This window comes from Actinomadura sp. BRA 177, from assembly GCF_013372625.1.
Lineage (GTDB): Bacteria > Actinomycetota > Actinomycetes > Streptosporangiales > Streptosporangiaceae > Spirillospora.
This window is the reverse complement of record NZ_JABXFD010000290.1, coordinates 12,787-36,986: the sequence shown is the minus strand read 5'-3', so window position 1 is coordinate 36,986 and position 24,200 is coordinate 12,787. Positions and strand designations below refer to the sequence as shown.

General features: G+C 71.0%; 35 protein-coding genes. 15 read left to right on the top strand and 20 right to left on the bottom strand.

The genetic code is table 11. The features are described 5' to 3' along the window. Positions 1–108: 108 nt before the first annotated feature. From HUX53_RS13540 to HUX53_RS13530, 3 genes are all read left to right on the top strand, one after another. The gene (locus HUX53_RS13540; protein ID WP_309237200.1) at positions 109–861 is read left to right on the top strand and encodes a MerR family transcriptional regulator; all 753 of its coding nucleotides are present in this window, start codon (positions 109–111) and stop codon (positions 859–861) included. 29 nt (positions 862–890) lie between these two features. Beyond that, positions 891–2,654, top strand: a complete 1,764-nt coding sequence (locus HUX53_RS13535) for a prolyl oligopeptidase family serine peptidase (protein WP_176403529.1) — start codon at positions 891–893, stop codon at positions 2,652–2,654. A 577-nt stretch (positions 2,655–3,231) separates the two neighbouring features. Beyond that, entirely contained in the window at positions 3,232–3,660 is a 429-nt protein-coding gene (locus HUX53_RS13530) for a hypothetical protein (RefSeq protein ID WP_217919398.1), read from the top strand. 12 nt (positions 3,661–3,672) lie between these two features. On the opposite strand, the gene HUX53_RS13525 is transcribed toward HUX53_RS13530, so the two are convergent. Then, the gene (locus HUX53_RS13525; protein ID WP_309237199.1) at positions 3,673–4,341 is read right to left on the bottom strand and encodes a TetR family transcriptional regulator; all 669 of its coding nucleotides are present in this window, start codon (positions 4,339–4,341) and stop codon (positions 3,673–3,675) included. A 177-nt stretch (positions 4,342–4,518) separates the two neighbouring features. Then, positions 4,519–5,793 (bottom strand): aspartate kinase, encoded by a 1,275-nt coding sequence (locus HUX53_RS13520; protein WP_176403527.1) that lies wholly within the window; start codon positions 5,791–5,793, stop codon positions 4,519–4,521. Between the two features lie 266 nt (positions 5,794–6,059). Here HUX53_RS13520 and HUX53_RS13515 point away from each other — a divergent pair, with 266 nt between their 5' ends. The 4 genes from HUX53_RS13515 to HUX53_RS13500 all read left to right on the top strand — a co-directional run bounded on the left by HUX53_RS13515 (position 6,060) and on the right by HUX53_RS13500 (position 9,302). Beyond that, positions 6,060–6,422, top strand: a complete 363-nt coding sequence (locus HUX53_RS13515) for a hypothetical protein (RefSeq protein WP_176403526.1) — start codon at positions 6,060–6,062, stop codon at positions 6,420–6,422. Positions 6,423–6,631: 209 nt separating this feature from the next. After that, positions 6,632–7,084: an iron chaperone gene (locus HUX53_RS13510; RefSeq protein ID WP_176403544.1), complete on the top strand. Its 453-nt coding sequence runs from the start codon at positions 6,632–6,634 to the stop codon at positions 7,082–7,084. A 642-nt stretch (positions 7,085–7,726) separates the two neighbouring features. Next, entirely contained in the window at positions 7,727–8,887 is a 1,161-nt protein-coding gene (locus tag HUX53_RS13505) for a PQQ-binding-like beta-propeller repeat protein (RefSeq protein ID WP_176403525.1), read from the top strand. A gap of 82 nt (positions 8,888–8,969) precedes the next feature. Then, the gene (locus tag HUX53_RS13500) at positions 8,970–9,302 is read left to right on the top strand and encodes a hypothetical protein (protein WP_176403524.1); all 333 of its coding nucleotides are present in this window, start codon (positions 8,970–8,972) and stop codon (positions 9,300–9,302) included. Positions 9,303–9,351: 49 nt separating this feature from the next. Here HUX53_RS13500 and HUX53_RS13495 read toward each other — a convergent pair whose 3' ends face one another. After that, entirely contained in the window at positions 9,352–9,522 is a 171-nt protein-coding gene (locus HUX53_RS13495) for a DUF5063 domain-containing protein (RefSeq protein ID WP_255205221.1), read from the bottom strand. Between the two features lie 100 nt (positions 9,523–9,622). Here HUX53_RS13495 and HUX53_RS13490 point away from each other — a divergent pair, with 100 nt between their 5' ends. Then, the gene (locus HUX53_RS13490; protein ID WP_176403523.1) at positions 9,623–10,384 is read left to right on the top strand and encodes a DUF2637 domain-containing protein; all 762 of its coding nucleotides are present in this window, start codon (positions 9,623–9,625) and stop codon (positions 10,382–10,384) included. Between the two features lie 64 nt (positions 10,385–10,448). On the opposite strand, the gene HUX53_RS13485 is transcribed toward HUX53_RS13490, so the two are convergent. Further along, positions 10,449–10,562, bottom strand: coding sequence for a ribbon-helix-helix protein, CopG family (locus HUX53_RS13485; protein ID WP_176403522.1), 114 nt, complete (start codon positions 10,560–10,562; stop codon positions 10,449–10,451). A 190-nt stretch (positions 10,563–10,752) separates the two neighbouring features. Here HUX53_RS13485 and HUX53_RS13480 point away from each other — a divergent pair, with 190 nt between their 5' ends. Further along, the gene (locus HUX53_RS13480) at positions 10,753–11,427 is read left to right on the top strand and encodes a hypothetical protein (RefSeq protein ID WP_176403521.1); all 675 of its coding nucleotides are present in this window, start codon (positions 10,753–10,755) and stop codon (positions 11,425–11,427) included. Next, on the top strand, positions 11,424–11,594 hold the full coding sequence (locus tag HUX53_RS13475; RefSeq protein ID WP_176403520.1) for a hypothetical protein: 171 nt from the start codon (positions 11,424–11,426) through the stop codon (positions 11,592–11,594). Before HUX53_RS13480 ends, HUX53_RS13475 begins: the two co-directional genes overlap by 4 nt. A gap of 189 nt (positions 11,595–11,783) precedes the next feature. Here HUX53_RS13475 and HUX53_RS13470 read toward each other — a convergent pair whose 3' ends face one another. Then, entirely contained in the window at positions 11,784–12,332 is a 549-nt protein-coding gene (locus tag HUX53_RS13470) for a hypothetical protein (RefSeq protein ID WP_176403519.1), read from the bottom strand. A gap of 237 nt (positions 12,333–12,569) precedes the next feature. Beyond that, positions 12,570–12,836, bottom strand: a complete 267-nt coding sequence (locus HUX53_RS13465) for a GntR family transcriptional regulator (RefSeq protein ID WP_176403518.1) — start codon at positions 12,834–12,836, stop codon at positions 12,570–12,572. Between the two features lie 86 nt (positions 12,837–12,922). Between HUX53_RS13465 and HUX53_RS13460 the strand changes: the two genes are divergently transcribed. The 3 genes from HUX53_RS13460 (at position 12,923) to HUX53_RS13450 (ending at position 13,939) form a co-directional block, all read left to right on the top strand. Next, positions 12,923–13,186 (top strand): hypothetical protein, encoded by a 264-nt coding sequence (locus tag HUX53_RS13460; protein ID WP_176403517.1) that lies wholly within the window; start codon positions 12,923–12,925, stop codon positions 13,184–13,186. Further along, complete coding sequence (locus HUX53_RS13455) at positions 13,183–13,395, top strand: hypothetical protein (RefSeq protein WP_176403516.1); 213 nt, start codon at positions 13,183–13,185, stop codon at positions 13,393–13,395. Before HUX53_RS13460 ends, HUX53_RS13455 begins: the two co-directional genes overlap by 4 nt. Positions 13,396–13,588: 193 nt before the next feature. Continuing rightward, positions 13,589–13,939 (top strand): hypothetical protein, encoded by a 351-nt coding sequence (locus HUX53_RS13450; RefSeq protein WP_176403515.1) that lies wholly within the window; start codon positions 13,589–13,591, stop codon positions 13,937–13,939. On the opposite strand, the gene HUX53_RS42250 is transcribed toward HUX53_RS13450, so the two are convergent. The 14 genes from HUX53_RS42250 to HUX53_RS13380 form a co-directional block, all read right to left on the bottom strand. Then, a complete protein-coding gene (locus HUX53_RS42250) occupies positions 13,936–17,124 on the bottom strand; it encodes a C40 family peptidase (RefSeq protein ID WP_217919397.1) in 3,189 nt (1,062 codons plus the stop codon). The genes HUX53_RS13450 and HUX53_RS42250 overlap by 4 nt on opposite strands. Before the next feature lie 336 nt (positions 17,125–17,460). Next, on the bottom strand, positions 17,461–17,757 hold the full coding sequence (locus HUX53_RS13440) for a hypothetical protein (RefSeq protein ID WP_176403514.1): 297 nt from the start codon (positions 17,755–17,757) through the stop codon (positions 17,461–17,463). Next, positions 17,754–18,131: a hypothetical protein gene (locus HUX53_RS13435; protein ID WP_176403513.1), complete on the bottom strand. Its 378-nt coding sequence runs from the start codon at positions 18,129–18,131 to the stop codon at positions 17,754–17,756. Before HUX53_RS13435 ends, HUX53_RS13440 begins: the two co-directional genes overlap by 4 nt. Next, complete coding sequence (locus HUX53_RS13430; RefSeq protein ID WP_176403512.1) at positions 18,128–18,502, bottom strand: hypothetical protein; 375 nt, start codon at positions 18,500–18,502, stop codon at positions 18,128–18,130. Before HUX53_RS13430 ends, HUX53_RS13435 begins: the two co-directional genes overlap by 4 nt. Continuing rightward, positions 18,496–18,888, bottom strand: coding sequence for a hypothetical protein (locus HUX53_RS13425; RefSeq protein ID WP_176403511.1), 393 nt, complete (start codon positions 18,886–18,888; stop codon positions 18,496–18,498). Before HUX53_RS13425 ends, HUX53_RS13430 begins: the two co-directional genes overlap by 7 nt. Continuing rightward, entirely contained in the window at positions 18,885–19,178 is a 294-nt protein-coding gene (locus tag HUX53_RS13420) for a hypothetical protein (protein ID WP_176403510.1), read from the bottom strand. The genes HUX53_RS13425 and HUX53_RS13420 overlap by 4 nt, the downstream gene beginning before the upstream one ends. Then, a complete protein-coding gene (locus HUX53_RS13415) occupies positions 19,175–19,462 on the bottom strand; it encodes a hypothetical protein (RefSeq protein WP_176403509.1) in 288 nt (95 codons plus the stop codon). Before HUX53_RS13415 ends, HUX53_RS13420 begins: the two co-directional genes overlap by 4 nt. Beyond that, positions 19,459–19,698 carry a hypothetical protein gene (locus tag HUX53_RS13410; protein ID WP_176403508.1) on the bottom strand — a complete coding sequence of 80 codons (240 nt, stop codon included), beginning with the start codon at positions 19,696–19,698 and terminating at the stop codon, positions 19,459–19,461. The genes HUX53_RS13415 and HUX53_RS13410 overlap by 4 nt, the downstream gene beginning before the upstream one ends. After that, entirely contained in the window at positions 19,695–19,943 is a 249-nt protein-coding gene (locus HUX53_RS13405) for a hypothetical protein (RefSeq protein WP_176403507.1), read from the bottom strand. Before HUX53_RS13405 ends, HUX53_RS13410 begins: the two co-directional genes overlap by 4 nt. Then, a complete protein-coding gene (locus HUX53_RS13400) occupies positions 19,940–20,137 on the bottom strand; it encodes a hypothetical protein (protein ID WP_176403506.1) in 198 nt (65 codons plus the stop codon). The genes HUX53_RS13405 and HUX53_RS13400 overlap by 4 nt, the downstream gene beginning before the upstream one ends. A gap of 48 nt (positions 20,138–20,185) precedes the next feature. Then, complete coding sequence (locus HUX53_RS13395) at positions 20,186–21,208, bottom strand: AAA family ATPase (protein WP_176403505.1); 1,023 nt, start codon at positions 21,206–21,208, stop codon at positions 20,186–20,188. A 185-nt stretch (positions 21,209–21,393) separates the two neighbouring features. Beyond that, positions 21,394–21,729 carry a hypothetical protein gene (locus HUX53_RS13390; RefSeq protein WP_176403504.1) on the bottom strand — a complete coding sequence of 112 codons (336 nt, stop codon included), beginning with the start codon at positions 21,727–21,729 and terminating at the stop codon, positions 21,394–21,396. Then, positions 21,726–21,929 (bottom strand): hypothetical protein, encoded by a 204-nt coding sequence (locus tag HUX53_RS13385; RefSeq protein WP_176403503.1) that lies wholly within the window; start codon positions 21,927–21,929, stop codon positions 21,726–21,728. Before HUX53_RS13385 ends, HUX53_RS13390 begins: the two co-directional genes overlap by 4 nt. 2 nt (positions 21,930–21,931) lie before the next feature. Continuing rightward, positions 21,932–22,120, bottom strand: a complete 189-nt coding sequence (locus HUX53_RS13380; protein ID WP_309237197.1) for a helix-turn-helix domain-containing protein — start codon at positions 22,118–22,120, stop codon at positions 21,932–21,934. A 122-nt stretch (positions 22,121–22,242) separates the two neighbouring features. Here HUX53_RS13380 and HUX53_RS13375 point away from each other — a divergent pair, with 122 nt between their 5' ends. Continuing rightward, positions 22,243–22,866, top strand: coding sequence for a hypothetical protein (locus tag HUX53_RS13375; RefSeq protein WP_176403501.1), 624 nt, complete (start codon positions 22,243–22,245; stop codon positions 22,864–22,866). Further along, positions 22,866–24,140, top strand: a complete 1,275-nt coding sequence (locus HUX53_RS13370; RefSeq protein WP_176403500.1) for a site-specific integrase — start codon at positions 22,866–22,868, stop codon at positions 24,138–24,140. The genes HUX53_RS13375 and HUX53_RS13370 overlap by 1 nt, the downstream gene beginning before the upstream one ends. The last annotated feature ends 60 nt before the right edge of the window (positions 24,141–24,200 follow it).

Genomic DNA, 24,200 nt, shown 5'->3' with positions numbered 1-24,200 from the left:
CTTCTCTTCGGACGGCAACGCACGTCAGACGTCCCCGGCCCCGATCCCGTTCCGTTGCCGGACGGCAAAGGACCTGACCGCGTCCGGCCGCGAACTATGCTGGCGCCCGTGAGCGAAGAGCCGACGGAGGACCGTCCCGGCGGCGGTGGCCGCGAGTACCGCATCGGCGAACTCGCCTCGGCGGCCGGCGTCCCCGTGCGGACGCTGCGCTACTACCAGGAGCGCAAGCTGCTGCCGCCGCCCCGCCGCGTCGGGCGCATCGGCCTGTACTCCGAGGACCACCTCGCCCGCCTCCGCATGATCGGGAACCTGCTCGAACGCGGGCACACCCTGGAGGGCATCCGGGAACTGCTGTCGGCGTGGGAGCAGGGCCGCGACATCGGCGCCGTCCTCGGGGTCGAGAAGGCGGTGACGGCGCCGTGGTCGGACGAGATCCCGGTGACCATGACGCTGGACGAGCTGGCGGCGCTGTTCCCCGGCGAGGTCGATCCCGAGTCCGTGAAGCGGGCCGTCGAGCTCGGCCACATCGAGATCGACGGCGACCGCGTCACCCACTGGAGCCGCCGCCAGCTGGACGCGACGGTGACGCTCGTCCGCGCCGGGGTGCCGCTGGACGCGGTGCTGTCGGCCGGGCAGGAGCTCCAGCGCAGCATGGACGACCTCGCCGCCATGTTCGTCCGGCTGATCACCACGCACGTCGTCGCGCGCATCGACGACCAGGACCTGGGCGAACTCACCGAGACCCTCGCCCGGCTGCGCCCCGGCGCGCAGGTCACGGTCGAGGCGGGCTTCGCGCGCGCCATGGACCGCCAGGTCCGGGCCGCCATCGACCAGCTCCTCGGCCGCCTGACCTCCCCCTGAGCACGCCCTGCGGCCGGGATACTGGGGGCATGGTCGACGACGAGCGCTGGAAGGCGCGTTTCCGGGCCGCCCGGATGAGCCTGCCCCGATGGGCGCGTGACGCCCCGAACCGCAGCATCTACCGGTCGAACGTGACCGGGACGTGGGAGATCTACACGTGGGACCGGGAAACCGGTGCACAGCGGCAGATGACCGATCGTCCCAACGGCACGTGGATGGGAACCGTCGATCCGTCCGGCGAATGGATGTGGTGGTTCGCGGACACGGACGGAGACGAGTTCGGTGTCTGGAACCGCATCCCCTTCGATGGGACGGAGAGCGAGTCGGCCGTTCCTGGGCTGGAGCCGTCGTATCCGTCTGGGCTGTCCCTAGGGCGCAGTGGTCTCGCCGTCGTCGGACGGACGACCGACCAGGGCAACACCATTCACCTGTGCCGCCCTGGGTCTGAGCCTGAGGTGCTCTACCACCATGCAGAGGACGCGCACATCGCCGCCCTCTCGCGCGACGAAACCCTCATCGCGATAGGCCACAGTGAGCACGGCGACAGCCGGCACATGGCGCTACGCGTTCTGCGTCCTGACGGCTCCACGGTCGCTGATCTGTGGGACGGCCCTGGCAAGGGCGTCTACGGCGCTGGATTCGCCCCGGTCGATGGTGATTCGCGGCTGCTCGTCAACCATGAGCGGCGCGGCCGGGAGGAGATGCTCATCTGGGATCCGGTCGCCGGGACCGAGCACGAGATCGTCCTCGACCTGCCCGGCGAGATCGGCGCCGGCTGGTACCCGGACGGGACGGCGCTGCTGGTCTCCCACTCCCACGAGGCGCGCGACGAGCTTTACCGGTACGACCTGGGTTCCGGGGCCCTCACCAGGATCGACACACCGCGCGGAGTGATCGGCGGCGCCGACGTCCGACCGGACGGGACGGTCGAGTTCTCGTGGTCGTCCGCCGCCGAGCCGCCGGTGATCCGGTCCACGTCCGGCGAGGTCGTCCTCACCCCGCCCGGCCCTTCCGCGCCGCCGTCCGTCCCGGTCGAGGACGTGTGGGTGGACGGCCCCGGTGGACGAATCCACGCATTGGTCAGCAAGCCGGACGGCGACCGTCCCTACCCGGCCGTCTTCGACATCCACGGCGGACCGACCGCGCAGGACGACGACTCGTTCGTGGCGACGGCCGCCGCCTGGGTCGACCACGGGTTCGCGGTCGTCCGCGTCAACTACCGGGGCTCCACCGGATACGGCTCGGAATGGCGGGACGCCATCGAGGGCCGCGTCGGGCTGACCGAACTGGAGGACATCAAGGCCGTCCGCGACTGGGCCGTCGAGTCGGGCCTCGCCGACCCGTCCCGGCTCGTGCTGACGGGCGGCTCGTGGGGCGGCTTCCTCACCCTGCTCGGCATCGGCACGCAGCCGGACGACTGGAGCGTCGCGGTCGCCGCCGTCCCCGTCGCCGACTATGTCGCCGCATACGAGGACGAAATGGAGGGGCTGCAGGCGTTCGACCGCTCCCTGTTCGGCGGCTCACCGGACGAGGTCCCGGACCGGTACCGCGAATCATCCCCGATCACCTACGTGTCCCAGGTCAAGGCGCCGGTGCTGGTCCTGGCCGGGGAGAACGACCCGCGCTGCCCCATCCGGCAGATCGACAACTACCTCGGCCGGCTCGCTGAGCTGGGCCTTCCGCACGAGGTGTACCGGTACGACGCGGGCCACGGCTCCCTGGTCGTCGAGGAGCGAATCACGCAGATGGCCGCGGAAATGAACTTCGCCCGCAAGCATCTCGGTATGGCGTGATCTTTCCGGGGGACGGGCGGGGCCGCCGCCCGTCCCCCGGGTTTACCGGATCGCCGCCCGGGCATCCCCGCGTCGGCCGATGATCAACCGCGGCCGCCACACCCCCCGGTAATCGAAGATCACCGATCGGGGGGACGACATGACACGCCTTCGGCACGCCCATGCACGCGTCCGGCACGCCTGCGCGGAGCGAAAACCGGGCCCGGCCGTCCGCCTGACGGCCCTGGTAACGGCCCTGACCCTCGCCACCACGCTCCTCACCCCACTCCCCGCCTCCGCCGCTCCGGCACGCCAACGGCCTCCGACCAGCGGAAACGCCCGTCTGGCGGCCGCCCCGACGCCCCACCGATCAGCCGCCATCACGCCAAGCAAGAGCGCGTTTCCGCGCGATGTGGCGCCGCCCACCCCGGCAGAGCAGCGGCCACCGGCCTCCCTTACGCCAACGAGCAACGCCCCCTTTGTCGCGAAACCGCCGACCGCACCGCCAGGCGGGACCGCCACGCCTGCGCATCAGCAGGTCCCGGCCGACGCGGCGGCGTCACCAAGCCGTCCTCCGACGGCGGACGAGGACGCGACCTTGGTGTCCGCAGAGGGCGTTGCGGCGTTGCCCGAGTCGCTGCGGCTTGAGCAGCGGTTCGCCGAGTCGGCGCTGCGCGGCAGCGGCATCCGGTGGCGGTCGACCGGCGGCTGCTCCGACCGGACGGTCCGGACCTGCACCTCGTTCGAGGGCGTCCGGTGGGGGACGGTCAAGGGGCTGATCGGCTTCGCGAAGTCGAGCGGCTGCAAGATCACCGTCACGGGCGGCACCGAGCGCGGCCACGCGTCCGGCACCTACAGCCACTCGAACGGCTACAAACTCGACATCGCGCCCGGGCGGTGCGTGGACGCCGCGATCAAGCGCTATCCGTCCACCGGCGTCCGCAGTGACGGCGCCCGCCTCTACCGTTCACCGGACGGCACCGTCTTCGCCCGCGAAAAGGACCATTGGGACCTCACCTTCCGCTGAGCGTCCGGCGGGTCAGGCGCGGACTTCGCGGATGATGCCGACCAGCTCCCGCGTCACCGACTTGAAGCCCGGCAGGCGCGACATCGACACCATGCGGTTGACCAGCGGGACCGTCCGCTCGACCAGCAGGTACGTCTTGCGGCAGCCCGGCGAGCTGTCGTGCACCCAGTACAGGACGATGCCCATCGAGTAGATCCACAGCAGTTCGGGCAGCTCCGCCCGGAACTCCTTGTCGATCTTCAGGTCGGAGCCCTCGACGACGTCGCGGTAGATCGCGACCGCCGAGTCGCGGGCCGGGCCGGACTCGGCGCTGAACGGGTTGAGCGGGCTGGTCGGCTCGGCGGCGAACTTGAAGAACTTCCCGGCGAACTCGTGGTACGGGACCATCGTGTCGACCCGGGCCTTCAGCACGCCGAGCAGCCGCGCCGCGAACTCCCGCTCGGTGTCGAGGACGGCCCGGCAGGCGGCGACGTGCTCGTCCTGCAGCTCGTCGTAGTAGGCCTGGATCAGCTCTTCCTTGGAGCCGAAGTAGTAGTAGGCGTTGCCGACCGAGACGCCCGCCTCCTTGGCGATCGCCCGCATCGTCGTCGCCTCGTATCCGCGCTCCCGGAACAGGCGCAGCGCCGTCTGGACGATCGCGGCCCGCGTCTGCTCGGACTTCACGGCCTTCGTCTCGGTCACGCATGCCACGATAAAGCCCGCATGCGACGTCCCGCTCATCCGGCGGACCCGGCAGGGGACGTCATGAGACGACGCCGTGCACGGAGCGGAGCCGAAACCCCCTCGCGCGCGGCGTGCCGTCGAGGCGGACGCGAAAGGCCGCGCCGGCCCAGGGGCGGCGCGGCCTTTCGCGCGGAATCAGCGGCCGGTGCCGCCGTAGACGACGGCCTCGACCTGGTCGGAGTCGAGGTCGAAGGCGTGGTGGGCGGCGGCGACCGAGGTGTCGACGTCGTCCTGGGCGACGACGACCGAGATCCGGATCTCCGAGGTGGAGATCATCTCGATGTTCACCCCGGCCTCGGCGATCGCGCCGAACAGCTTGGCCGTGACGCCCGGGTGCGAGCGCATGCCGGCGCCGATCAGCGACACCTTGCCGATCCGGTCGTCGTAGCGCAGCGACTCGAAGCCGATGCGGCCCTTCAGCTTGTTCAGCGCGGTGAGCGCGGTCTGCCCGTCGGTGGACGGCAGCGTGAACGAGATGTCGGTCCGTCCGGTGGACGCCGCCGACACGTTCTGCACGATCATGTCGATGTTGATCTCGGCGTCGGACAGCACCGTGAAGATCGCGGCGGCCTCACCGACCTTGTCGGGCACCCCCACCACGGTGATCTTGGCCTCGCTCCGGTCGTGCGCGACGCCGGAGATGATCGCCTGCTCCATGTCGTGTCCTTCGATCTCGCTGCTGTCGACGACCCACGTGCCCTCCTTCTGACTGAACGAGGACCGCACATGGATCGGGATGTTGTAGCGGCGCGCGTACTCCACGCAGCGCAGGTGCAGGATCTTCGCGCCGTTCGCCGCCATCTCCAGCATCTCCTCGTAGGAGATCTTCGGGATCTTGTGCGCGGCGGGCACGATGCGCGGGTCGGCGGTGAAGACCCCGTCGACGTCGGAGTAGATCTCGCAGACGTCGCCGTCCAGCGCGGCGGCCAGCGCCACCGCGGTGGTGTCGGAGCCGCCGCGGCCGAGCGTGGTGATGTCCTTGGTGCCCTGCGAGACGCCCTGGAAGCCGGCCACGATGCAGATCGAGCCCTCGTCCAGCGCGGTCCGGATCCGGCCCGGCGTCACATCGATGATCTTCGCTTTCCCATGCGAGCCGTCGGTGATCACACCGGCCTGGGAGCCGGTGAACGAGCGGGCCTCGTGGCCCAGGTTCGCGATGGCCATGGCCAGCAGGGCCATGGAGATCCGCTCGCCGGCGGTGAGCAGCATGTCCAGCTCACGGCCCGGCGGCAGGGGGCTGACCTGCTTGGCCATATCGATGAGATCATCCGTCGTGTCGCCCATGGCGGAGACGACGACGACCACGTCGTTGCCCGCCTTCTTCGTTGCGACGATGCGCTGGGCGACCCGCTTGACGCCTTCGGCGTCGGCGACGGAGGAGCCACCGTACTTCTGCACGACAAGAGCCACGAGTGGGCGCTCCTCGGATCGGGGTCAGACGTTCCGGAGGACGAGTCTACAGAGGCCGCGCCAATGGATTACGACCAGGTAACTCGCACCGCGCCGCGCACGGGCCTGCGCTAGGGGGTCGCGCGGCGGGCCGGCGCCGCGGGCGGCATTTGCGCACGCCAGCGGCCTTCCGGGAATATGATGCACTGCTCAGCTCCCCGCGCACAGGGCCGGACGAGCCCTGCCCCCGCTGATGAACCCCCGTCACCCCCGACAGAAGGAACATCATGGCCGATTCCGTCAAGATTCACGTGACCGGTACGCCGGACCAGGTCCGTCCGATGCTGGAGCAGGTGCTGCAGGCCGAAGGCTTCCGTTTCACCTGGGAGAACCCCGGCGAGTGCATCGTCGAGAAGGGCAGCCGCACCAAGGCGCTGCTCCTCGGCGCGTTCGCCACCCACTACAAGTACCGCATCATCCTGCGCCCGCAGCAGGACGCCAGCACGGTCGTCGACGCCGGCCTCGCCACGACCGGCATGTCCGGCGGCGCCATCGGGGTCGCCAAGGTCCGCAAGAAGCTGGACGAGGTCGGCCGCATCCTGGACGGCGCCTTCCAGAACGCCGGCACCTTCCGGGGCCGCGTGAACTGACGGGGCCGTCCCCTGCCGAGCCGGCGCCCCCGCCCCCGCCACCGCGCGGGGGGCACCGACTCGTGATCCGTGGTGGTTCCGTGGTCGGCGTGGTGGTTTCCGTGGTCGGCACGGAGGCGGCCCGTACCCCGTCCCGGCGAGGCTGTGACCACAGCGATCAGCCCGGCGGACGGCCGGGCCGATCACGATCCACGATCAGGGGAGTGACCATGGCCGCCGGCAAGAGCAGCGCTTACGAGGGATTCACGGCCGCGGAGCGGGCCGCGATGAAGGAGCACGCCCAGGAGCAGAAGAAGGCGGCGCGCCGCAGCTCGCAGGCGGAGAAGGCGGCGGAGGCGGCGCGGGACGTCGTCGCGAAGATCGCCGAGATGGCGGGCCCGGACCGGGCCATGGCCGAGCGCGTCCACGCCGTCGTCACCGCCAACGCCCCGGACCTCGCGCCGAAGCTCTGGTACGGGATGCCCGCCTACGCGCTGGACGGCAAGGTCGTCTGCTTCTTCCAGAGCGCGGCGAAGTTCAAGGCGCGCTACGCCACGCTCGGCTTCAACGACTCAGCGCAGCTGGACGACGGCCCGATGTGGGCGGCCGCTTACGCCCTGACCGAGGTGACGCCCGAGGTGGAGCAGCGCATCGCCGCCCTCGTGCAGCAGGCGGTGAACTGAACCTTCGCGCTGCTGCGGTCGCGGGCAGCCGGGTGCCCGGCGAGCACCGCCGCCTCGGCCGGCACGGGCGCCGCCGGGCAGCAGCCGGGCTCGGCTCGTCACGAGCGCCCGTGGCCGGGTGCGGCCGGCGAGCAGCCGCGCCAGGAACGGTGCCGCCGCCTGAAGAATTGTGCAGACGGTGGATTCTGGGAATGTGGCTGAGGGGACTGCGGAACCTGAGGATGCCTATTGGCGTCTGAGTTGCGCTATAGCGGATCGGGGTCGCCTGGAAGGGCGCGCGGGCTTCCCCCATGTTCTTGAATTAGGAACAGAATGCGACTCGGCGCATACAGACCGTCGTCTGCGGGCTGGACGATTCTGCGAGCCGTTGCCTGGACGGTGCTCGGGCTTCTCATGGGAGCGTCCGTCGTCATCTCCGTGCTGGGTTGGATCGCCGTCGCCGTGGAGTCGGACGGTGCGTGCGGCGGCGACTCGTGCCCTAACGGTTCCACGTTGCATTTCGCCGCGTTCTTCTTCGCGGTCGGCGGCTGGATTCTCTTCGCCGGCGCCGGGGCGCTGGTCGGATTCCGGACGTCTTCGGCCGTCACCCTTGTCATCGCCCTGATCAGCGGCGGGTTCGCGGGCAATGTCCTCTGGCAGAACGTGCACGGTGAGACCTATGACGCGGTCTGGTCGGCGCCGCCTGATCGGCCCAGCAGCCTGCGCGGAAAGGGCGCCTGGACGACGGGAAACGCCATCGTGCGCGTCCGTTCCGACGGGGCCATCGGCTATGGCCTGGCCGATGGCGCGAAGAAATGGGCGTTCCAGGCACCCGGTGCGCAGGTCGTCTGCGCGATGTCGGAATCCGCGGACCGTGCCGTCGGCCTGCTCGCCTACGGCAGGGAGGGTGCAGCCTGCGAGGACGTCGCAGCCGTCGACCTCGGCACCGGCAAGGGCTTGTGGACGTCCCGCGTCGTCCAGACGACGCGCACCCGGCAGCCCGATGCCCGTGGCGCCATCGCCGCGACCGGCGACGTTGCGGTGCTCCCGGCCGGCAAGGGGCTGCGCGGTTTGGACCTGCGCACGGGCAAGGCCCGCTGGGCGTGGAACCCGCCGAAGGGTTGCGCATTCGTCCAGGGCCTGAACAATCTGACCGCGTCGGACAAGGCCATCGCATTGACGCTCTGGTGCGGGTCGGACAAGTACGGGGCGGCGGTCGTCGATCCGGGCACAGGCGCCTCCCGATGGGCGACCCGGCTGCCCACGTCCGCGAAAGTCGAAACGGCCGCCGTGGTGTCGGCCGATCCGGTCGTCGTCCACACCAAAGAGGGCGGCGAGCGCGGTACGGACCAGATCGTCACGTTCACCCCGGAGGGCCGGCAGCGCGCCGCATTCCCCACGTCGACCGGCAACGGCGACCTCGAAGTCACCCGCACGGGTTTCGGGGGAAAGCCCGTTTCGGCGCTTCAGGTTCAGAAGGACGTGATCGTCTCCGCGGTCAAGGGGAACCGCGAGTACTCCTTCGAACGCGACATCGTCGGCCTGACCCTGGAGGGCAGGGAACTCTGGCGCGTGGAACTCGGAGGCGGCGTGAACGGCCTGTTCACCACGTCTGAAACCGTCGCCGTCCTGAATTCGCGCACGCTCGGCGACGCGTCGCAGCTCACCGTCCTAAGCATCAATACAGGGGAGACCATTCAGCAGGCCACCCTGACGATGGCGGCTCCCGAGAATGGCCTGCTCCTCGCCGCCTCCTCTTATTACCTGATCGTCCAGGACGGCGAGGAGTCCGACTCCGCCCCGGTGACGGTCTTCCATCGCTGACCGACGGACCACCACGAAGTGGGGCAAAGCGTCTACCTAACGGCAGGGGTTGGCGGGGTGCCGCGGTTCATCTCGTCCACCGGTGGTCCGTCGCGTCCGCGCGGCGGTGACCGAGCTGATGGGAGAGCTGATGGGCGCGTTCGACGAGCTGCCGAGGGTCCGCCGGGGGCCGCTGCATTCGCTGTACGCGGCGCTGCGGCGGCGGGCCCCGCAGGTGTCCGCGACGCGTCCGGACGGCGACGTGCTGCGCGTCGCGTACCGGGGCCGGGAGGCGCAGGTCGCCTGGGACGACGAACTCCAGGTGTTCGCGTGGGCGTCCGGGGACGGCGGGCAGATCGGCCCGGACGTCGAGAAGGCCGCCGAGGTGGTGGCTTCGGCGTTGGACGCGCCGGTGAGCCCCGGCGCGCCCGGCTAGGCCACGCACCTGGTCACAGGGCACGTCCGGCTAGGGCGCGTCCGTCCGGCTAGGCCGTGGCGACCTCGGTGGTGACGTCCAGGCGGGCGTTCGCGACGAAGGCGTGCAGGGCTCGCAGGGCGGCGCCGGCGTGGTTGCCCCAGTGGTTGAAGTAGGAGTACTCGCACCCTGCCAGGGGCGACCTGCGGAGATGTCCGCGATCATGCCTCTGACCTCCCAACACACCGTTAGCTGCCGTTGGGAACCGTTGGACGTATTCGGACGTGAGACGGAACAGACGCGGAACAGGATCGAGCGCGCGGCCACGGGCGAGGTGCGCCATGTCTGATCGGTTCATCCGTGCCAGCACCGCCGCCGTGGTGGTGGTCATCGGGGCGATCGCCGCCGTGATCTCCTACCGCCACGCCTACGACGTGGCGACCGCGCACGGCGAGTCCGGCATGACCGGGCGCCTCGTCCCGCTGACGGTGGACGGCCTCGTCTACGTCGCCAGCATGGTGCTGCTCGACAGCGCGCGGCGCCACGTCCAGGCACCCGCCCTCGCGCGCCTCGCGCTCGCCCTGGGCATCGCCGCCACCGTCGCCGTCAACGTCCTGCACGGCATCGCCCACGGCGTCATCGGCGCTCTGATCGCCGCGTGGCCGGCGGTGTGCCTCGTCCTGACCGTCGAGTTGCTCATGGCCATGATCCGGACCGGCCGGACGGTGGACGCCGCGGCGCCGCTCGATCTGCCCGAGTTGGACGACGCCGAGCCCTGGGACGGTCCGGCCGGGCTGGAGTGGTGGGAGCACATCCCGGCGATCGAGAGCGCTCCCGGAACGGTCGCGACCGCCGATACCACCGCTCCCGGAACGGCGGTTGCCCGCGGCGGCGAGGAGTCCGTCACGGGCCGGCCGTCCGCCGAGCTGGCCCCGGTGGTCGCGACCGCCCGCGACCGGTTCGCCGAGCTGCTCGCGACCGGGGCCGTGCCCTCCGTGCGGGCGCTCCGGCGTGAGCTTCGCATCGGGCACCCGCGCGCCGTCCGGGTGCGCGCCGCACTGGAGGACGAGAGCGCTTCTGAGAGCACGCTCGCAACCGCCTGAGACATGACGAGAGCCCCGTCCCGGCATGGCCGACGGCGGGGCTCTCGTACGTCCTGGGGGGGAGCTACTGATCCTTGGTGTACTCGTCCAGGCACTCGCGGATCACGTCGCTGACGGACCGGTCCTCCTTGGCTGCCTTCTTGGCTGCCTTCTCCCAGACCTCATCAGGGACGCGCACGCCGCGTTGGGGAGTCCTGCCGGTGGCCGGCCGTCCGCGTCCGCGTTTTTCTGTCACAGCAGAAAACCTAGCGGAACCTCTGGCGGATACCCAGCGGGATGAATTAATGTCGTAGCAGAAAAGACGGTCCCGGCCGGTGGTGGTGCACCGACCAGGACCTAGGACACCGACCTAGCTGGAGGCCGATCCCATGGCAACGGAGCCTATCCGCCCCACCTTCGCCGTCCACCCGTCCTGCCCGAAGTGGTGCGGCGGCCACATCGGCGAGCCCGGCATGAACCACATGTCGCCGTCCGCGAACGCCGGGCAGCCCACCGACCCGACGTACCCGCACCCGGTGACCGTGGCCCTGGTGTCCGCCGTGACCGGCACCAACGGTGACCTGGAGGTCATGGTGAACGGGCACCGGCCGGGCGACTGCCCGGCGGTGTTCCTGTCGCTGGCCGACGCGGCGGCATGGGTCGATCTGCTCGACCTCGCGGGCGCCACCGAGCTGGCCGCCGCCGTTCGGACGACGCTCGCACTCCTCGACGGCGACCAGGGCGACGCGGGCGAGTCCGGCGAGGACGCATACCCGGAGATCATCGAGACCACCTACTACGCCGAGCACCGCCGGGACGGGCGGGACCGGGGCACGCCGGACGTGATCCGGGCGGTGGACGTCGTCCAGGACGACGCCGGGAAGCGCATCGAGGTGTCGGTGTACCGGGGCGCGGTCAACGGCGGGCGGCCCGCCGTCCTGGCGCTCACCGCCGAGCAGGCGGCCCGCGCGTCCCGCTGGTGGCCGTCCGCCCTTGCGCGCGGCCTCACCGAGGCGGCCCGCATCCTCGCCGGAGACGCGACCGTGACGGCGGGTGCGGCGTGAGCGCCCCGCGCGAGGACGACCTCGCCGAGCTGGAGGCGCAGGCGCGGCGGAACCTCGCCGACGCGGTCGCCGAACTCGCCGGCGTCCTGGTGATGAAGATCCAGGCCGGGCAGACGCCGCCCCCGCCGCGCGGCCGTCACCTCCGGCTCGTCCGGCCGGACGAGTAGATCCGCGACCTTCAGAAACTGAAGCGCCCCCGTCCACCCGGCGGGGGCGTTCGCGTGTCCGCAGGTCGGCGAGGGTGCGCCCCCGGCGTGCGCGGGGCGGCTCGTCCACTCCGACCTTTCAGGAATGAAAAGTCGGTGCGCCCCCGGCGTGCGCGGGGCGGCTTGAGGATGAGCGGACCACTAGTCCGGTCATCGAGTGCGGCCCGTGCGCGGGCGGGCGCAGCGCGTCCGGGCGGACCCGTCATTAGTAGTGACGGGCGCGGCCCGTGCGCGGGCGGGCGCGGCCCATATTGCTGACCTCAGCAGCATGGTCCCGATGTGCGGCCCGTGCGCGGGCGGCTGGGTGCGGAGCCGTTCCTTGCGCTGCCGGTCGGCGGCGTCGAGCGCCATGCGCCCGGCCCGCACCTGTTCGGCGAGGTCGGGCGCGTCCCGCTCGACCGCCTTCGCCTGCTGGACGGCGCGGCCGGACGCTCCGACGATTGCGGCAGCGCGGTCGCGCGACTTCGGATTCTCCGGTGGCAGATCTGCCACCTTTGATTCGACCGATAGTGACGACCGTGACGCATTGTGGTTGCCGATGGGCGCGCCATTCCTTGTGGCCGCCGCGATGGCTTCCTCGTACTTGAGTGCGACCATGGCGCGCTGGCCCGGGTTGAGGTGCCGCCTGGCGAGGTTCTTCGACACGATCAGGTCGAGGATCCGCGGCTCGTCGTAGTGCGCGCCGAGCGTCTCGAACACCGCGCTCGGCGACGTCCCTGATCTTGTCGACCTTGTCGAGGGTGCTGCCGGAGTAGCCGGTACCGGTGGCGGCGACTTTGCGAGTGGCGCGAGCGGAGGGCGGCGTCTCTTCGTCCAAGTTGGACGAAGAGACCTTGGCGCCGCGAGGAGCCCCTGGCGCCTGCGCTTTCCGCTCCTCTGCCCTCGGTGCCAGGATGCGCGCCCGCCGCTCCCGTCCTCATCCAGTCCGCAGGGCTCCTAGGAGGGCTGCTCGCCCTCGTCGGCGGGGTCGGCAGGCGGGGAGACGAACGTTCCGCGTTGCGGCACCGTGTAGACGAGACCTTGCTCCCGCAGGTGGGCGACCGCGCGCCGCGCCGTATCCCTGGCCACCCCGTGCTCCTGGACGAGATCGGACTCCGACGGGATGCGGCGGCGCGGCTGGAGATCACCGGACGCGATACGGCCGGCGATGATGTCCGCGATCTGCAGGTACACCGGGCGGTCGCCCTCATGATCGATGCTCACGCCACGAACGTTAGATGACCAGGGACGACGCTCGATATTGGCCTACATAGGTAGACGAGCGTAGACGTCTAGCTTACGGTGGCCGCATGGCTACTTCCCCAGAGCCGCGCCTGGCCCACGAGCTGTACCGCCAGATACCGGAGTTCACCGTCTACGAGCTGGACGGCGGCCGGTGGCGTGCCGTGCACCGCGCCGATCACGACCTCGTGATCGAGCACTCCGACTGGTGCGAGTTGTTCATGGCGTGCGTCGGTGTGCGGATCCGCCGGACCATCGACCAGGCGCGCGACGAGCTGATGGAACGCCAGCTGCTCGCCCGCGACGAGCACGGCCGGACGAGGCGGCTGTGACGGACGTCCGCGTCGGCGACTACACGCTGACCGACCGGGTCGGGGTGTGGTTCCTGCTCGACGGTGACGAGCGGATCGCCGGGACGCTGATCCCGCAGCCGGACGGCAGCTGGCGGTGCAAGCCGCCCGGCAGTGACCACGTCCGCACCGTCAAGCCGCCGGCGGGTGTGCCGGATGCGGCGTCGTGGGTGGCGCGGCAGATCACCTGAGCCGGGCGGCGCGCCGGTCGATGACCGCCCCCGTGTCCCGGCGCGCCGCCTTTCTACCCCGTGGCCCGTCCAGTGAGGCGGACGGGTCACGGGCCTCCACTCCCTCGCCGCGTCCGGATGCGGCCGGGCGTGAACGGGTCGCGCCCGGCGAACGTCCCACCCGCACCCCTTCCCCCAGATGGAGGTCGAGACCATGACCACCCCTGAGACGCCCCGCCCGCCGCTGCTGCCCACCACGCGCCTGGGACGGGTCGTCCTCGCCGGCGCCGCCCTGCTGCTGATCGGCCTCGTCGCCGGGTTCCTGCCGGTCCTGCGCAGCGACAACACCGAATGCGGCGCCGGCTTCTACGCCACGCAGGACGAGGGCCGCGCGAAGTTCGGGTCCATGGCGGCGTCGAACGGGATCACGCTCGCGCCGACCGGCTGTGACGCGCTCCGCTCCAAGGCCCGGACGGTGGCATGGGTCGGACTGGTCGGCGGTGCTGTCCTGCTCGGCGGGGCGTGGATGCTGAGCGGTGCCCGCGAGCAGGACGAGCGCGGCTAACTCCCCGGCTGCGCGGCGATCAGGTGGAACTCCAGCCGCTGCGCCAACATGTCGATGTCCACCGGTTCGGCGACGGTGACCTGAGCGCCCGGCATGATCTGGTTCGTGACGTGCTTGTGCACCTCGGTGACGGCACCGCGGCCCGCGCCGACGGGGACACGCCGCGCGTACACCCCGCCGAACCGGTGCGCCACGTCCGCCATGAGATCCTCGGCCGCCGCCCGGCGGGACGGGGCCAGCGGCACGTACGCCTCGCCGCCCGACGTGCGCTCACCTAGCAGCGTGGGCCCCAGCGCGTAGCCGGCCTGCAGCCCACCGGACGCGAACGCGCGGGCGATACCGGGGTCGCCGGCGAGCAGCCCCAGAGCGACCGCCTTGGCGTGGCGGCCCGTGCGGACGAAGTCCTCGCCGAGCGCCCGCTCGATGGGGCCGCCCCGCGCCTTCGGATACCCCCACCACTCGCCGCCGCGGGCGTACACCTCGCGGACCGGTGTCCCGGTGTGCGCCGCCTCAATGATCTTCCCGTTCCCCGCGTACAGGTATTCGTGGTCGGGATGCGGCTGCCCGACCGCGCCGGGGATCGGCGAGGAGATCGTCCGCAGGTTCCGGCGGTGATCGTAGGTCGTGCGGCCGAACCGCTTCCCCGCGCCGTGCAGCCACGCGTACATGACCAGACCCGAGCAGTCGAAGGCGTTCGGGCCGGTCGCGCCCCACACGTACGGGTCGCCGATCTGCGCCCGCGCCACCTGGACGACGGGGCCACCGGAGGCGGCGTAGCGCTTCCACTGCGCGGCCATCGAGTCGCCGATCGCGCGGAACAGCTCGTTCATGCCCGACTTGATGGGCTTGGTGACCTCGCCGACCACGACGGAGGTGTCGCGGCGGTCACCGGACAGGGACACCACGGGGCCGCCCTTGGCCAGGCCCTGCACGTCGCCGCGCAGGATCGCCGCGCGGAGCCGGTACACCGACTGGTGGCCGCCGGCGGCCTGGACTTCGCGGGCGGTCAGCATGTGCTCGCCGACGCTCGCCATGAGCGGCACATCGTCGGAGGTGGGGCCGCCCGCGCCGAGCGCCGCATGCGACGGGACGGCGCCACCGGACGCCAGGCCCGGGATGCGGCGGCCCGGGTCGTGGGCGGTAACCCAGAACCCGTGCCCGTCCACATTGATCTTGATGTGACGGGACTTGATCTTTTGTAGTTCGGCCCACAGCTCGGCGGCGCGCTTGCGGCCGACTCCCATCGCGTCCGCGGCGCGCAGGAACGCAGTCCGGCTGGCGTTGATCCTCACCGTCGCGCCGAGCGTCGAATCGGCCAGCGCGTCCACCTGCTGGCGGGCCGCCTTGTTGTTGCCGGCCAGCGCGTACAGCACAGGCAGTTGCGCCGAGATCGTCCGCTTCGCTCTCTCCTCCCCGCCGTTCAGCCGGTTCGTCGCCGCCCACAGGTTCGCCACGTTCTGCAGCTGGTTGGAGAACGCGGACTGGAGACGCAGCGAGGCTGCCGAGGTGCCGTCGATCCGACCCTTCCCGTCGCGCATCGCGGACGACAGATCCCGCATGCCGGAAGCCACCTGCGTGGTGGCGTTGTAGACGGCGATGCTCGGATTGAAGAACGCGTTCAGCGCCGTGTTCAGCGCGTTCATGCGATCCTCGGTCGACAGTGCCGAGTTCCCCATGGCGTCGAGCGCGAGCTTCACCGTCATGGTGGGGTTCTTCGCCGCCTGCGCCGCGGTGTAGTAGTTGCGGATCTTCGCCGTCGCGTCGGCGGTGAGCTTGCCCGACTTGTCCAGCGCGGTCGACAGGTCCACACCGGCGGCCGTAGCGAGCTGCCGGGCCTGCGAGCGCGTGACTCCGTACTGCGCGGACAGCTGCACCGATCCTTGGGTGATGTTGTCGATGACCACGCGCTGCTCTTTCAGCCTCTCCTGAGTGTCGTGGAGTGACTGGCGCAGATCGCCGAGTCGCCGATTGTGCTGCGCGGTCGCGTCACCGGATCGAAGCTCAGCGTCGGTGTAGTGGGTGGTTTCGGTGATCACCTGGGACCGGTACACCGAGGCGAGCCGCTCCAGCTGGCCCGCGTACACCTTCTGGCCGGCAAGGTTGTTGCCGACCGCGTCGGAGTTGATCCGCAGCTTCTCGATCATCTTCTCGGTTTCGGACCGCGCCGACCGGGCCCGCGCAGCGATCACGAAGAGTCCGGCGGCCAGTGCCACATACGCGGCCGGGCCCGCACGCGCGGCCAGCGTCGCCGCCCGCTGCGCGACCGTCATCCCCTTCATCGCCGTGACCGCGCCCCGCGTCCCGGTCGCCAACGTCCCGACCCCGGACACCAGACCCGTCACCGGACGGCGCAGCAGCAGTGCCGCAATGCCCACCTGCGTCAGCGTCGGGGAGAAGTGCGCGGCGGCGTTCGCCGCGCCGAGCGTCGAACGGGTCGCCGCCAGCAGCGTCGTGCCCAGCGGCAACGCGTCGCCGGCCAGCGTCGCCACCGCCGAGCCTGCCGACGCCGCCGCCTGCCCGAAGTCGTCCAGCGCCTCGGGCGCCGCCTGCCCGAGCTTGTCGATCAGCCCGGTCATATCCGGGCCGTTGACGAACGATCCGATGCGGTTGCCGAACCCAATCACCGACGCGCCGGACGCGTCCACGACCTCGCCGAGCCGGGGCATCAGCTGCTGCGCGCTCGACACCACGTTGTTGAACGCCGCGAGGGCCTGCGGCTCGTAGGAGTCCGCCAAGGCGTGGTAGTCGTCCGACAGCTGGTTGACCATGAGGGCCGAGACGCGCTGCCGGTCGCTGAGGGTCTCCCATGACCCTGCCAAGTCCTGCTGAGCCTGGACGACCGACAGGACCGACGGGGCCGCCACAGCGGCGAACCCGGCGAACCCGGTCGCAGCAGCTGCTGCCGCCGGGCCCATCGAGAGCGACAGGCCGATCAACGTCGACAACCATCCGCCCAGCTCCGAGCCCGAATCGGACGCCGCCGACGTAGTCCGGTTGATCTGGTCGACCTGCGTCCGCTGCGTCGCCGCCGACCTGCGAAGCTGCGCCTGGTAGTCGCGCTGCTGCCGCTCCAGCCGGGCGATCTGGCGTTCCTGCTGCTCGGCCCGCCGGGTGACGTCCCGGAACGCCCGGTCCAGGTCGGAGGTGTCGCCGGTGAAGTTGAACTCAAGGCCGCGGGTCGGCATCGGCCCCACCTCCTGGGACGAGCGTGATCATGTGCATGGGTATGCACCCTTCATACGGTAGCGGGGAGTGATGATCATCTATGCTGCTACGCTGTGTAGCGGGGAGAGAAAAAGACAGACTGCGGGCGGGGTCCTCATCGACCTTGATCATGCGTCGCGAACATGCCCCCCTACCCCGGCACATGCCCAGGTCAGGGGCATGATCGGCCGTCCGGGGGTCGGACCGGTGTCGATCATGCTCGCATGGTGATCTTGGGGATGTGACCCACCGTGATGTGTCACTGAATGTGACGATCGCATGATCATTCATCGTGATGCATGAACGCATGATCATCTTCACCAGTCTCGGGACGTCTGCGGCTTGGGCCTGACGGGTGGGACCCAGGACCGGGCGGCACGGCCACGCATCCGGTTGCCCCGCACCGCGCCCGCCGACCGGTTGCACCCGCGGTGCGCCAGCCCGAGGTACACGGAGCGATCGTCGTCAGCGTGATCGAGGTCGAGCAGCTGCCAGTGGTACATGGGCTCTCCGCACCGCACGCACGGCTGCTCGTCCACCATCGCGGCCAGCGCCTGACGCCGTGCACGCTGGTGTGCGTACCCGTAACCGCGCTCGCCCGTGGTCCCCTTCATGCGCCCGCCACCTCCTCCTCCAGGTCCAGGTCGGCGACGCGGACAACGTCGCCGAGGTCGCGGTCGACCAGCGCCCCCGTGATCGCGCGTACGGCCTCGATCGCTTCGGCCCACTCGATCGCGCCGGGCGGGAGTCCGGTGTGCCTGGCCACGGTCTCGCGGGCGATGCGGGCGATGCCGTCCTCCTCCATCGGGACGTCGATGACGATGCCGGTGCTGGAGCCGCGCAGGCTCGCGGTGCCGAGGAACGCCCGCTCGCACGCGCAGCCGGGGCTGTCGCACACGGGCGGGAGCGTCAGGAGTTCGCCGGGCATCGTCCACGCGAAGTCGTCCGGGCGGTCGCCGGGCGCGGGCGGGGCTGCCAGGTACCTCACAGCCTGATCACCCGCTCGCGTTCGAGTCGGACGGCGAACCGCTCCCACGCGTCGCGGTGCCGGTCGATCACCTCGGCCGCGCGCTGCTCGGCTTGGTACAGCCGGCCGTCACCGAACCCGTGTTCGGCCTCGAACCGGGCCAGGTCGACACACCCGAGGTCGACCTCGGCGAGACCGGCGATGCGCTGGGCGACGATGCCCGCCGCGGTGACGACGGCCAGGACGCCGGGGACCGCGCCGGAGTCCTGGTAGGTGGTGGCGCCCTGCGCGCGGGTGATGGAGACGGTGACGACGCGGAGACCGAAGTGCTGGGCGGCGACCGCGTGGCCGGCCTCGTGCGCGGCCACGGCACCGAACGTGCGCGTCAGCACGGCGCGGCCCTGCGCGCGGACTCGGCGAGCCGCTCGGCGCTGGCACGCTCCCGCTCGGCGCGGGCGAGGCGGGCCCGGTGCGCGAGCCGCTGCTGCTCGGACTGCTCGGCGGCGGCGGCGAAGGACACCCCGCCCGGAGCCACCACGGGCCCGGTCGTCAGGCTGCTCTCGGCTCGGCGGTCCCGGGCGGCGTAGACGAGCCCGGCCGCCTCCATGTCGGCGAACGGGTCGCTCACCTGACGCTGGCCCGCCGGGCGGGCGGGGACTCCGGCGCGGTCGGCGACCGCGTGCAGCCGCGCCATGGCCCGGTCGTGGCGCTGGCACGAGATCTGCAGCCCGTTCATGAGCGCGGTGCGCGCGGCGGCGCGCTCCTCGTAGGTCGTCATGGCGTTTCCCCTTCGATGGTGCCCGCGGTGATCCCGCGGACGATCTCCGTCCAGAGTTCCTCACGGCCCCGGCCGGTGGCGGACTCCAGCCGGTCGAGCAGCAGCGACGCGACGATGCCGACCGCCCGCGCGATATCGACGTCGCGGGCCCGGCCGAGGTCGGTGACGACGGCGTCCATGACCTCGTTCAGCCGGCCGCCGTCCGGCACTTCGGCGGGCTCGTTGACGATCGTGATCAGCGCCGCCACGGCCTGCAGCGCATCCCGTTCGCCCCGCGCGAGTTCCCTCACGGTGCACCCCCAGCGGCGCGGGCCGCTTGCGCGAGGGCGGCCAGGTCGGTCTCCAGCGCGGCGAGCGCTTCGGCTGCGACCGCCGCGGAGGCGGCGAGGCGGCGGCCGGCGGTGCGCATGTCCACCGGCGTGGCCGGCAGGTGCGTCCCGTCCGATGCGGCCACGGTCGCCGTCACCGTTGTTAGCGCCTGCCGGAGCGCCGCCGACCCTTCCGCGACTTGCTCGGCGGCGTCCGCCAGCTGGAGACGACCGGGCCCGAGGATCTCTCGCTCATATGCGTTCATGCCTGCCGTCCGGATGCCCGGCTGTAGGAGCCGGCGTGCTGGAGTCCCTGGAGCCGGATCCGCTCGGCTGCGTCCACCTCGTGGACGACGGTCGCCAACCGGTCCCACAGGTGCCCCATGGCGGGCGCGGTACCTGCCCACTTGCGTGCGTTGCTCGTCCACCGTTCGGCGAGGACGGCCCGCTCGTCCGGGGTGAGTCGGGCGAGGGCGGTGCGGATCCCGGTCGGGTCGTTCACCGGCCGTCCCTCCATCCCACGGTGACCGCCCGCGCCGCCACGGCGGCGGTGGATCCCGTCCAGCGCAGCACCGACACGACCGCGGCGGCGGTGCGGCCGGCGGCGTACGGGACCGCGACGGCGGCGGCGAGCAGGATGCGGCGCGGGCGGGGCGGCCACGCCCGGCCGCCGTGCAGCGCGGCCTTCACCTGGTCCCGTGCGCGGACCTGGTCCCGGCGGCGGGCGAGCGTCTCGGGGGTCGTCATGAGGTCCCTCCTCGTTGGAGCTTGCGGGCATGCCGTGCGGCGAGGCCATGGCGGCGGCGTTCGTCCTTCGCGGACTGCGCGGTCTGCCGCTGCGCGCGCCGGCGGCGGGCCGCGGCCAGACGCTCGCTGAGCCTCCGCTCGATCGCCTCGCGCATGTCGGCGGCGGCCGGGCTCTCAGGGGGTGTGAGATTCATAGGGCGTTTCCTGACCTGCGGTTCTCACGGTTCTCACGGTTCTCACACTCACTCCGGAAGGTCGAAGTCGAGTTCGGGGTCGTCCAGCGGCGACGGGACGACGTACAACCCGCGCTTGGGCTTGACCAGGCGGCCGGACTGCTCCAGTCGGCGCAGGTACTCGGCGGCGTTCCGGCCGAACTTGTCGGTAATCTCGCCCGCCCTGACCGGCTCGACGCTGCGGCCGATGTAGTCGAGGATCGCCGTCGAGGTGTCACCAAGGTTCTGTGTCTGCTCGCGCCGCTCAACGTTGGCCGCGGACTGCCGCAGGTCTTCGCCGTCGAGAACCCATCGCGTCCCGTCCTCCAGCAGTAGGGCGTACTCCTCCTCCGGCACGTCCTTGCCGGTGACCTTCAGGACGGCATCGGTCGCCTTCCGCCTGCGCGCGAGGACGATCACAGCGTCCGCCGACCCGGCGAGGCCGTTGGTCCCCGATACGGCGTCGACGAAGTCCTCGGCCGCGGCCTTGCGGTCATGGTGGACCACGACCAGCGACAGCCCCGGCCGCTCGTCGGTGATCCGCTTCAATCCGGCGCCGACGCGGTAGTCCCGCTGATAGCTCGATTCGCCCTGCATCGCCGGCGGCATGACCCGGCCGAGCGTGTCGAGCACGGCCATGGACGTGTCCGGATAGCGGCGCATCCACGCCTCCAGGACGGGCAGCACCTTGCCCGGCGGCACGGTCACCTTGTAGTGGAACAGGCCGGGGATGGGCGAGCCCTCCAGGATGATCCGGCACCGCGATTGCATGCGCCGGTCGCCGTCCTCCAGGGCGAGGTACAGCACCCGGCGAGGCGACCCCACGGCGAGCCTGCCCAGCGCGTGACCGCCCGCCGCTACGGCGAGCAGGACGTTGCCGATCAGCCACGACTTGCCGGACTTCGGCGGGCCGACGAGCAGGGACATCCCTTCCGGGATGAGGCCCGGCACCGCCCAGCGCAGCGGCGGGAACTCCTGCGCGTCGAGCCATGCCCCGTCGCGGACGTCGCCCAGAAGCGCGGCGTCTGCGGCCTCCTGGTCGGTCTCCTCCACATCCCCGTGAGAAGTGTGAGAACCGTGAGAATCCCTGGTCACGGCCCATCCGGTTTCCGGGGCGGCGGTGTGAGAATCGGGCGATTGGAACGGGTGCGCATCCGAACCCGTCGCGTCCGGTCCGTGCACGGGATGGTTGAACATGCTCCCGCACACCTGGCAATACCGGGTCTCGTCGAGCACGGTCACGCGGCCTCCCGCGAGGCGGGCAGACCGAACCGGCGGCGGGCCCGCGCCCGCAGCTCGGCGAGCCGCTCGCGGGTGTAGCCGGGGTAGCGGCGCGCCTCCAGCTCGTCATGGGGGAGCGACCAGCCGAGCTGGCGGACACTCCCGGCGACTGGCGTCCAAGCGCGGTGCATGTCCCATTCGGCTTGCCGGTATCCGACCTCTTGCCCGGTGCCGAAGCCGAGCCGGTAGCCCTCGCCGAACGCGTCGCCTTCACGCTGCCGCTGCCCGTCCAGGTCATCGAGGAGTTCGGCGGCGGCGACCGCGACCGTGAGTAGTTCGTCCGCGCCGCTCATGGCGCCACCGCCAGCGTGCCGGGCTGCCGCATCGTCCGCTCGATCTCGCCCAGCTCGGCGAGGCGGGCGAGGATGCGGCGCCGGTCATGCCGGGACAGTCCAACCAGCCGCGCGGTACCGTGGGCACCGACGATCCGGTCTCCCGCCCGAGCGTCCGCGCCCCCGGCCTCGTCCCCGGGGGCGCTCTCGTCCGTGGACATGATCAGGCCGACTCCGGCCCAGAGCTGGCCGCCTCGCGCTCCAGCCGCTCGATCTCCGAGATGGGGAAGAGGTTCCGCCGACCGGGCCGGATGCCCTTGATCTTGCCGATGTGCTTCCAGTAGCGGACGGTCTCCTCGGACGTCCGGAAGTACTCGGCGACCTCTCGCGTGGTGCGGTACTCCTCCGCCACGCCTGCCTCCTCGCTGTGTTGGCCACACCCGAATGCGTGCGGCACCGTTGACAGCGTTGCAACTTGCATGCTCAACTTACTAGGCAAGTTACCTACATCTAGGTTGCCGCCAGGAGGCAGGCATGGAGTTCGAACCGGACCTCAAGATCGTTCGTCACTTCGGCGTCAGCCGATCCGAGATCTTCCATAAGCGCCGGGAGACCGGTACGTGGGTGGAGATCGGAGACGGATGGGAAGCACCGGCCGAGTTCGTAGTGACGTTCCAGCCGCGCAAGGGGATCGACGAGCCGCTCGTCGAGATTCACTTCGCGGTGATCGACGGCGTACCGCAGTGCCGTGGCGTGATCACTTCAGCCATCAAGGGCCGACGCGAGGTGCGAGCTACCGATCTTCGCTCGATCGCCGTAGAAGACGTGCTGGAAAGCGTGCTGGCGCAAGTCGCCGTCAGGATCCAGACCGACGACCACGGCGGCGAGGTGCTCGTCAGCCGTCCATTCGTCGAGGAGTCGCGACGCGATGCCGTCTCAGCCGTACGTGGCGCGCGGCGGCAGGGCAAGCGAAAGGTGACCGATGACGTACTACGCCGGGTCGCCGAGATCTATCGGCAGAGCATCGATGACAGCCCCACGGAAGCGGTGCGCGCCGAGTTCGGCGTAGCCGAGCGTACGGCCCGTCTCTACGTGCGCCGAGCCCGTGACGCCGGGTTCCTCGGCGAGGCCCTGCGCGGCAAGGCGGGCGAGCGCTGATGGGATACACCAAGGATCTGTGGTTCCGGCCGGTCAAGGGCCCGGACGGCAAGGCCGTCAAGGACGACCGGGGCAAGACGGTCAAGGAGAAGACCGCCCGGCACGGCAAGGGCAAGCGCTGGCTCGCCAACTGGCGCGACCCTGACAACGCCGAGAAGTCCCAGGCGTTCACCACACAGGCGGCGGCCGATCGCCACTGGCGCGCCATGGAGACCGACCGCGAGCGGGGCGACTACTTCGACCCGCGCGCCGGCAAGGTCGTCTTCGGCGACCTCGGCAAGCGCTGGCTCGCGTCCCGCGTGGTCGACCCGGCGACGCTCGCACGGTACGAGTCGACCTACCGCCTGCACATCGAACCTGCGTTCGGCCGCCGTCAGGTGAAGGGCATCAGGCCGTCGCAGGTTCAGGCGTGGGTCGGCAAGCTCGCCGACGTCCAGGCGCCCGGAACGGTCCGGATCGCGCTGTTCATCCTGCGCAGCATCCTCGACCTCGCCGCCGCCGACGGCGAGGTGAAGGTCAACGCCGCCAAGTCGGCGATCATCCAGCCGCCCAAGTCGCCGAGCCGCGAAGTCCAGGCGTGGAGCGACGATCAGGTACACGAGATCATCAGCGGCCACCCCGCGCTGTTCCGCGCGCTGCCCCTCGTCGGCGCGGCATGCGGCATGAGGCGCGGCGAGCTGTTCGGCCTGGCCCTCGAAGACATCGACTTCGAGGAGGAGGTCATCCGGGTGCGGCGGCAGATCAAGCGGATAGGCCGGAACTACGTCTTCGCGCTGCCGAAGAACGACCGCGAGCGTACGGCCCCGCTGCCGAGCTGGGCCGCACAGGCGATCCGCGTCCACAAGGACGACTACGAGCCGCTGGCCTGCTCGCTGCCGTGGGAGCGGCCAGACGGCAAGCTGCGGACTCACAATCTGCTGTTCCGGTGGACGGACGACCGGCACATCCGAGCAAACCTGTTCGAGAAGCTCGTCTGGAAACCCGCGCTTGTGAGGGCCGGCATCATCCCCGCGCCGACGAGAGACCGGTGGGGCTGCCCGAAGTACGAGGTGGGCCGCGACGAGGGGATGCACGGGCTCAGGCACTACTACGCGAGCGTGATGCTGGCGGACGGTGTGTCGATCAAGGAGCTGGCCGATTACCTCGGACACGCGGACGCGGCCACGACGCTGAAGTACTACGCGCACATGCTGCCCAGCTCGCACGAGCGGGCTCGTCAGGCGATGGACCGGCGCATGTTCCGGCCGCGTGCCGTCGCCGTAGGAGGTGTCTGATGAAGATCACGGAACATGCACGGAACGGAGCGTCCTCGACGGGCGCACGGAGGCGCGCCG